The sequence below is a fragment of the Acinetobacter sp. 228 genome, from assembly GCF_048147885.1.
Genome location: NZ_JAYWYV010000055.1, coordinates 1 through 2577, shown reverse-complemented (window position 1 = coordinate 2577; position 2577 = coordinate 1). Strand labels below are relative to the sequence as shown.

Here is a 2577-nt window from a genome sequence, read left to right as displayed (position 1 = left end):
TCGGGCTATCACCTGAACAAGCTGAAAATTATAATGGGCAACAAGGTGATATGTGGGATGCACATAAAGACAGGTTACTCGCTACAATTGGCGCAATCCTCTATGGGCTAATCGCTCTTCTCACAACACCAAAAAATCAAACAATAAATTAAAATTAAAAAAGCGCTCCTTGAGCGCTTTTTACATGTTGTCTCAAATACCCTAAACAACTGGATAAGTTTGATCTAAAAGGTTTTGTAAAACCGAAGAAGTTGTATCAGGTAAAGGATGATCAGGATTTGATGTTGTCTGACCAACTGATGCATTTACTTCGATTGGCTCAGATGCCTGAGTCGTTTTTAACGCTGTTGATGAGAGAAGTTTTGCGATTGGGTCTGATTCACTAGCCGTAGAACTTTTTAATAAATCATCTAAAGGAACCGATTTCTGCGGGTTATTCGTCTCAGTTGTTGTATTTTGCGCTACCTTTAAAGTATGCAATCCAACACTATCTGCCAAAGATGGTCCCTCTGTACTTAAAGTATCTACTGAAGTTTCAGACAGACTCGCAGCCTTTGGAGCAACTACATAAAAGGTAAATGGTGAACTCACTTCGCCTGTAAGGCCAGCAGCATCTTTCTGCATTAGGGTAATCGTATGTTTACCAAGAGATAATTCTTTATCCAGTGTAAATGACCAAGTCGTACTCTTACCTAAATCACCTATTTCAATCATTGAAATTGCTACGCCATTATCATAAACAGTCAAAGTTGCATGTGATTCAACTTTAACCGTAAATTTTGGGGTTGTATCATCTGTTTCAGAATTAGGGAGAATTTGTTTTAAAGTAGTCCCATTATCATTTTCTAATTTAGTAAAAACTGGTCTATCAGGAGGTATCGTATCTTTGGTACCTGTTACCTCAAATGCTCCAGAACTATTACCTGCGCCATCTATTGCAATAACATCCGCAGTCTGATTATCAGTTAAAGCAGGAGAAATCGTAATTGTAAATTTTCCATTTGCATCTGCCGTTCCAGTACCAATGATCTTATCTGCTGAGTTTTTGATTTCTATTTTTGCATTGGCTTCAGCTGTACCAGTTACTGTTGTTCCATCAGCATTAATTTGAGCTGTAGGTTTATCTGGTGCAAGAGTATCATAGCCAGATTTAATTTCTAAAGGCTTAGAAGTATTACCCGCAGCATCTTCAACAATGATTGTCGCCTTTTGTGAATCTTTTAAGGCTGAAGAAAGCGTAATTTGGAATTCACCTTGAGCATTGGCTGTACCAGTTCCGATTACATTACCATCGGCATCTTTGACATAAACCTTTGTATTAGCTTCTGCCGTTCCTTCAATTACTGTTCCTTCTTTATTTACTTCCAGTAATGGAGCTTTTGGAGGGATGGTATCTTTACCAGCAAAAATAAGCGTTGGTTTCGATTCATTTCCAGCTAGATCTATAGCAACAACTTTACCGCCCGTCAAAGGCGGAGTAAATTTGTAAGAAAATTTCCCTTCTTTACTCGCAGTTACAGTATCTATAAATTTACCACTGGCATCATAGATCATAACCTTTGCATCTGGTTCAGTCTTACCATCCAAGATTGAACCATCTTCATTTAATTGAGCTTCTGGTGCATCTGGAGCTCTTGTATCTTTTGGACCTGTAATAGAATAAGCACTAGACTCTTTACCACCTTCATTTTGAGCAGAAACATTTAATTTATTTCCATCTGTCAAAGGTTTATCGAGCTTAATCGTAAAATTACCACTTGCATCTGCGTTACCTGAAGCAATCACATTTCCACTTAAATCTTTAATATAAATTTTTGCATTAGCTTCAGCTTTACCAGTGACCGTAACAGCATCATCTGCAAGTTTTACTTCTGTTGGTTTCGCAGTGGTTGGAACATTAACAGGCGAGTCATCTTTGTCATCATTATCAAATGCCCAAAGATATAAACCTTCAGCGGCTAAAACTGCTAAACCTGCTTTTAGTACATTACCCATTGAAAAGCTTGGATCATTATCAACGGCCATTGTTGCAGCTGAAGGGCTGGTACTGGTATAGGCCAAATCCGTAACATGATTTAAGCCTCTATAATCTATAACCTTACCTTGAGCATCAAATTGTGCTTCAACAAATTTTCCTTGTTCAGTTGGAAAAACGAGTGAATGCTCTGTTGTATTCGTTGCTTCATTAAAGAAATTTTCTAAGACAATTGTTTCTCCATTTTTTAAATGGATGACTAGACTTCCACCCTGCTTTTCCATCGATGCGATATCTTTTTGACTTACACCAATTTGAATAATAGTAGGTTGGTTTAAAACCACCTTATTGAGCTGACCATCTTGCAGAACGTCCAAACCCTCTTTGGATGCTACAATTATTCTTGTCATTATTTCCTGTCCTAAATTTCAGTTATATTTTTAAATGTTTATCTTTTAAATGGATCATCTAAAAGCTATTTTATTGTTGCCTAAAATATCAAAATCACTTATTTATCACAATTCAATAAGTATATTTATCAACAATTTTTTTTGAATCTTTATTCAATATCTATTTTTTATAAAAATGAATTGTCGTTCAGG

At 36.5% G+C, this 2577-nt stretch carries 2 protein-coding genes; one reads left to right on the top strand and one right to left on the bottom strand.

Translation table 11 applies throughout. The features are described 5' to 3' along the window. Nucleotides 1-152: DUF2238 domain-containing protein (locus tag VXQ92_RS15665; RefSeq protein ID WP_416682423.1), on the top strand; the 152-nt coding region annotated here is incomplete at its 5' end. 49 nt (nucleotides 153-201) lie between these two features. Here the strand turns inward: VXQ92_RS15665 and blp2 are convergent. Further along, complete coding sequence (gene blp2, locus VXQ92_RS15660; protein WP_416682422.1) at nucleotides 202-2385, bottom strand: Ig-like repeat protein Blp2; 2184 nt, start codon at nucleotides 2383-2385, stop codon at nucleotides 202-204. Between the last annotated feature and the right edge of the window lie 192 nt (nucleotides 2386-2577).

What these genes read in the sequence shown, in the direction of transcription:
- blp2 (WP_416682422.1), bottom strand. Translation starts at nt 2,385, where the DNA reads ATGACAAGAATAATTGTAGCATCCAAAGAGGGTTTGGACGTTCTGCAA.